This window comes from Kitasatospora sp. NPDC091257 (assembly GCF_044757675.1).
Lineage (GTDB): Bacteria > Actinomycetota > Actinomycetes > Streptomycetales > Streptomycetaceae > Kitasatospora > Kitasatospora lactacystinica.
This window is the reverse complement of sequence record NZ_JBIVVI010000577.1, coordinates 1-5,626: the sequence shown is the minus strand read 5'-3', so window position 1 is coordinate 5,626 and position 5,626 is coordinate 1. Positions and strand designations below refer to the sequence as shown.

The window sequence follows — 5,626 nt, the reverse complement described above, 5'->3', positions numbered from 1 at the left end:
CCCTCTCCGGCCCCCGGTGGCCGCCCGAAGTGCGGTCACCGGGATGGCACTATCGGCCGTCAGGTGACGAAGTACCGTACCGGGACTACTCTCTTGCGTCGTGGCAGGTACTGGGGAGCGCCCGTCACAGGACCCGCAGTGATGGCGACGCAGCTCTTCGGGGCGGTTGCTCTGGCATGGTCGGCCACGGCCTAGCCAGTCCCACGTGCGGGCCTCAGGGGATGTCGGGCCCGGGTGGTCCAGCGGGAAGGGTATGTGGGGGTGCGCGGTGGAATCGATCAGCCACGCGATAGTCGGCCGCGCCCGCGAGCAGCGGGTGCTGTCCGAGTTCGTGACGGCCGACGCAGGCCGTGCCCTCGTCCTGCGCGGTGACACCGGAGTCGGCAAAAGCACCCTGCTGGACCACGCCGCCGAGATCGCCGCCGCCCGAAACCACCGGGTGATCAGGGCCTGCGGTGCGGAGGCTGAGCGGGAGCTGCCGTTCGCTGGCCTGCACCAGTTCCTGCACCCGCTGCTCGTCGACATCGGCAGGCTGGACGACGTCGACCGGGCGGCCCTCGACGTCGTGTTCGGCCGAGGCGGCGGTACACCGCCCTCGGTCATGACGCTCGGCATCGCCGTCCTGGACCTGCTATCCCTCACCGCGTCGAACGATCCCCTGCTGCTGGTGCTCGACGACGGCCAGTGGCTCGACGGCCCCAGCACCGAGGTGTTCGGCTTCGTGGGACGACGGCTTACCGGTAGCTCGGTAAAGCTCCTGGTGGGAGTGCGCTCCGATGTGCCCTGCGGCTTCGACGGGGCCGCGCTGGCCTCGCTGGCGGTGACCACGCTGTCGGCGCAGGCCTCCGAGCAGCTCCTGGACCTGCACCATCCGGGCCTGGAACCCAGCCTGCGCCGCCTCATCCTGGACGAGGCCCAGGGCAACCCGTTGGCCCTCAGGGAGCTGCCACCGCACATCCTGAGCGCGCCCCGGATACTTCGCGAGGAGCAGGTCACGGACATGCCCGGTTACCTGGGTGTTCCCTTACCCCGTCGACTTCAGCAGGTGTACGACGTCCGGCTCAAGGCGCTCGACAACGCGGTCCGCGTCGAGCTGCTACGGGGGGCGCTGGACGGCGTAGCAGCCGGCGCGACCGCCGGTCGCGCCCAGCGCCCGCGCTACCGCATGACGAACACCAGGGCGGCCGTCGACAGCGGACTGCTGGAGGTCGACCCGTTCAGCGGCGAGTTCGTCTTCCGACATCCGCTGGTACGCTCGACGGTCGTCCAGACCGCGACCCCCGATGAACGGCGCGCAGCGCACGCGCTTCTCGCGCGCGTGCACCACGAGGACCCGCAACGGCGTGCCCTGCACCTGGCTGCCTCGGCGTCTGGCCCCAACGAGGAGGCCGCGGCCGCCCTGGAGGACGCAGCGGAGTCCGTCACCCGGCGCGGCGGAGCGGTGGCCGCCGTCGCCTGGCTGACCCGGGCCGCAGAACTGAGCGAGACCCACACCGAACGCTCCCGCCGACTGGGCGCAGCGGCCTTCGTCGCCGGTCACGCCGGTCTGCTGGAACGTGCGCAGCAGCTGGCCCTGTCCGACGCGGACACCGTCGCGGGTGAGTCTCCGGCCGCGGTGCTCGCATCGGCCTACACCGTGTTCTACCAAGACGGGAACGTGCGCTTCGCGCGCTGCCAGGTGAGCGACGCGATCGAAGCCATTCGTGACGGCGGTGAGGATGCGCCGGCCGAGGTGGTCGCCCGGCTCGTGACTCTGCTGCTGGCCGTCAACCAGTACGCCTCCGACGAGGCCGCCTGGGAGGACACCCATGAGCTCCTCGCCTCCTTGGGCGACCTCGTGCCACCGCTGGCGCGCATCTACCAGGACGCGTGGGGAGATGTGGTCCGCCGGGGTGCCGGAGTGCGGGAGCGGGTGGAGCGAGCGTTCGCCGGGCTGCGCACGCTAGAGCCGTGGGACCTCAGCCGGCTTGCTGTCGCCGCGTACCACGTGGACACCCTCGGCCAGTACCGGCCGCATCTTGAGCGCGCCGTCGAGCGTGAGGTGCGAACCGGGGCGATCGTGCCCGCCATGACCATGCTGCACCTGATCATGCTCGACCAGATGGCATGCGGCCAGTGGGACGAGGCCGAGCGAACCGGTTGGCGCATCCTGGAGCTGACGGGCGCCCACCACCATCCGCTGTTCGCCCACCAGACCCGCGCCTACCTCGGCCTGCTGGCGGCATTGCGCGGCAGCGGTGACCTCGCGCGGGAGTTCCAGGCAACTGTCGACGCCTGGGCGCGCCCCCGCGAAATCGGCTTCCTCACCGATATCGCCGACGCCATCGGCACCGCTGCCGCCCTGGCCGATGGCGATCACGAGTCCGCCTACCTGCACGCCATCGGCATCACCGAGCCCGGATCCTTCGCCGCCTACTCCCACCAGGCTCCCCGCACCCTGCTTGACCTGGTCGAGGCGGCCCTGCACACCGGCCGCGCCGCGCAAGCCCGCCGGCACGCCCTGGCCGCCGAAGAGGCCGGCCTGCCCGACATCTCGCCCCGCCTCGCTCTGATCACCTACGGCGCGCTGGCCATGACCGCCACCGAACCGGCGCACGCCACGAAGTGGTACCGCCGAGCCGAGAGCCTCCCGGCGGCGAACTCCTTCCCCTTCGAGCTCGCCCGCATCCGTCTCGCCCACGGCGTGTACCTGCACCGCACCCGGGGCCCGAAGGCGGCGCATCCGATTCTGGCCGTCGCTGTCGAGGCGTTCGAACGCATCGGCGCCTCCACCTGGGCCGCACGAGCCCGCACCGAACTGCGCACCACCCGCCCCTCCCCTCTCGACTCCCCGCAGCACCTCGAAGCCCTGACCCGGCAGGAACGCCTGATCGCCGACCTCGCGGCGAGCGGACTGTCCAACAAGGAGATCGGCGCCCAGACACACCTGTCCCCGCGCACCGTCAGCTCCCACCTCTACCGCGTCTTTCCCAAGCTCGGCATCACCTCCCGCGCCGCCTTGCGCGATGCCCTCGACCGCCTGCCCACCACCCCCGACGCGTGACCCGCCGCACAGCGACGCCAGCCGGCCCACCGTCGCCACCCGGTCCCGCCGGACAAGGCTTCCCAGGCTCTTCATGGGATCCGTACGCACCAGGTGACCCTCGCGACGGGAAAGTTGGGCTTCAACCGTCAGATGACGGATGCGGAAGTCCGCCGGTACGCGAAATATGTAAGCCGCTCGCCCGGGGCCCGCGGAACGGACGCGGGCCCCAGGAAACCGGCGCCCCACGGCGGGCGGCGCCAGCACCTTCACGCCCTCACCAGGAGACGCATGAACCCGCACGACGATCCTTCCCGCAGCCCCGCTCCAGTGGTCATGGACGCCGCCTTCAAGGCCGACGCCCCCGCCCGCTACGCCCGCCTGCGGGAACTCGGTCCCATCCACCGAGCCGAGTTACAGCCCGGTCTGGAGGGCTGGATCGTCGTCGGCCACGACCTCGCCCGCGAAGCACTGACCCACCCCGCCCTGCTCAAGGACGCCACTCCCGCCGCCGAGGCGCTCGACGCCGCCGGCTTCGTCCTCCACCAGCCCTCCGTCGGCCTCGGCGCGCAGATGATGGAGGCAGACCCACCCGAGCACACCCGGCTACGCCGTCTCGCCGCAGCTGCCTTCACCCCGCGCCGAACAGCGGAACTGGCGCCCCGGATCGAACAGATCGCCCACGAGCTGATCAACGCGATGCCCACCTCGGGCGAGATGGATCTCGTCGAGGCCTTCAACGCCCCGCTGCCCGCCACCGTCATCGCCGAACTCCTGGGCATCCCATCGGAACACCACCAGGACTTCCGCCGCTGGTCGTCACAGGCCCTGCGGCCGACCTCACCGGAGCACCGCCCCTCACTGGCCGCCCTGCACAGCCTGCTGGCCAGCGTGGTCACGGACAAGCGCCGCCGTCCCCAGGACGACCTGCTGTCCGCCCTGGTCAGCGTCCGTGACCAGGAAGCCGGCCTGCTCTCCGAGGAGGAACTGGTCGGCACCGCCCTGATGCTGATCGTCGCGGGCCACGAGAGCACCGTCAACCTGCTGGGCAACGCCGAACTGGCCCTGCTGCAGCACCCCGACCAGCTACAGCTGCTGCGCGACCAGCCGGAGCTGCTGCCCGGCGCGGTGGAGGAGTTCCTGCGCTACGACACCTCTGTGGAACGCTCCACGAACCGCTACGCGGCCCAGGATCTGAAGCTGGGCGACGTGGCGATCCCCCGGGGAGCCGTGCTCGCCGTCGCCCTCGGTTCGGCTGGCCATGACGCCCCCGGAGCCGGTTGCCCCGCTCCGGCGGCACTCAACGTGGCCCGGCCGGACGCCCGCCACCTCGCCTTCGGCCATGGCATCCACCACTGCCTCGGGGCCCCGCTCGCCCGCCTGGAGACGACCATCGCCCTGCGCGTCCTCCTCTCCCGCCTACCGGAACTCGAACCCGCGGTCCCGCTCGATTCCCTCCAGTGGATCGACTCTGGAATCATCCGCGGCGTGCTCTCCCTCCCCGTCCGCTACCGCACCCGCTGACGCGCACGATCTGCGCCCGCGCCCGCCGTCACGGCGCGGGCCGCACGCCGCCCCAGGTCCGCCACCGAGACGGGACGGACGACCGAGCAGAAGCCCCCAGCTGTTGGGCCCGGCATCGCCGCTACCGTCAAATGACCCAAATTTCGACGAGCCCCGGGGACGTATACCCTGGGCCGTCAACTGGCCGTAGCGCACGGTCTAGGCGGCCAGCATGGGCGTTGCCAGGGCAGCGAGGACCATTTCTCCTTCCGTGGGCCGGACCGTTGCTGGTTGCTCGTCAGGCGACTACCCGGACTCGGCGGCGGCCGGCGTGCGGCTCGTAGGGGGCGAGCAGCACCGCCTCTGCGCGGTCGGGCGAGCTGACGCCACGTCGGCGCATCGACCTCTTGGATTCGATGACGGTGCGCCCGCCCGAGTTGGTTTCCAGCTTCGGGGTGGACAGCTGGGCCTGGGTTCGGCGGTCGATGCGTAGCCGCACGACGCCCTGCCCGTGCGGGGACAGCAGCGCTCTCATCGCGAGCCACATCTCGTCCCTCTTGTTGGAGGGGCGCAGCGTCGCGGCCTCGTCGTCCCGGCCGGTGCTCTCGCTGGCGAGCACGGTGACGATCTCGGCGTGGTGGATTCCTTCGCGCCGCCAGGCCTCCAGCAGGCCGGCGACGCCCCAGCCGATGCCGACGCCGTCGATCTTGACCCGCACGGGGGCGGTACTTCCGAGGGCGGCGGCGAGCAGTTGGGCGGCCTTGATCTCTCGCAGGACGACTCCGGCGACGACCACGGCGTCCGCGTTGTCCTGGCCGGCGGTGGCGTGGCGCAGCTCGACCAGGTCGCCGACGGAGCGGGCGATGGCGAACTCGTCGCCTCCGTCAGCGGCGACGTCCACTCCGAGCCTGACCCAGGCGCCGCGCCGGACCCGGTAGGTGCTGGTTTCGCCGTCCAGGCCGAGCGTGTTGAGGGCGATGTAGTCGGGGCCGTCCGGTTCGGGGTTGTCGATGGCGCGCTCGACCCAGGAGGAGGGGATGGCACGGGCCTGGCCACCGCGGGGGAAGCGGGCGTGGACCTTCGCCTGGACGAAGGGCGCGT

The 5,626-nt window shown here is 71.5% G+C and carries 2 protein-coding genes and 1 pseudogene; 2 read left to right on the top strand and 1 reads right to left on the bottom strand.

Features of this window, described 5'->3' with window-relative positions; genetic code table 11:
• The first annotated feature begins 268 nt into the window (after window positions 1-268).
• Entirely contained in the window at window positions 269-3,043 is a 2,775-nt protein-coding gene (locus tag ACIQOV_RS24710) for a LuxR C-terminal-related transcriptional regulator (RefSeq protein WP_401051856.1), read from the top strand.
• A 270-nt stretch (window positions 3,044-3,313) separates the two neighbouring features.
• A complete protein-coding gene (locus tag ACIQOV_RS24705; protein WP_401051854.1) occupies window positions 3,314-4,546 on the top strand; it encodes a cytochrome P450 in 1,233 nt (410 codons plus the stop codon).
• 277 nt (window positions 4,547-4,823) lie between these two features.
• On the opposite strand, the pseudogene ACIQOV_RS24700 reads toward ACIQOV_RS24705, so the two are convergent.
• A pseudogene (locus tag ACIQOV_RS24700) lies at window positions 4,824-5,626 on the bottom strand (hypothetical protein); the annotation flags it as partial.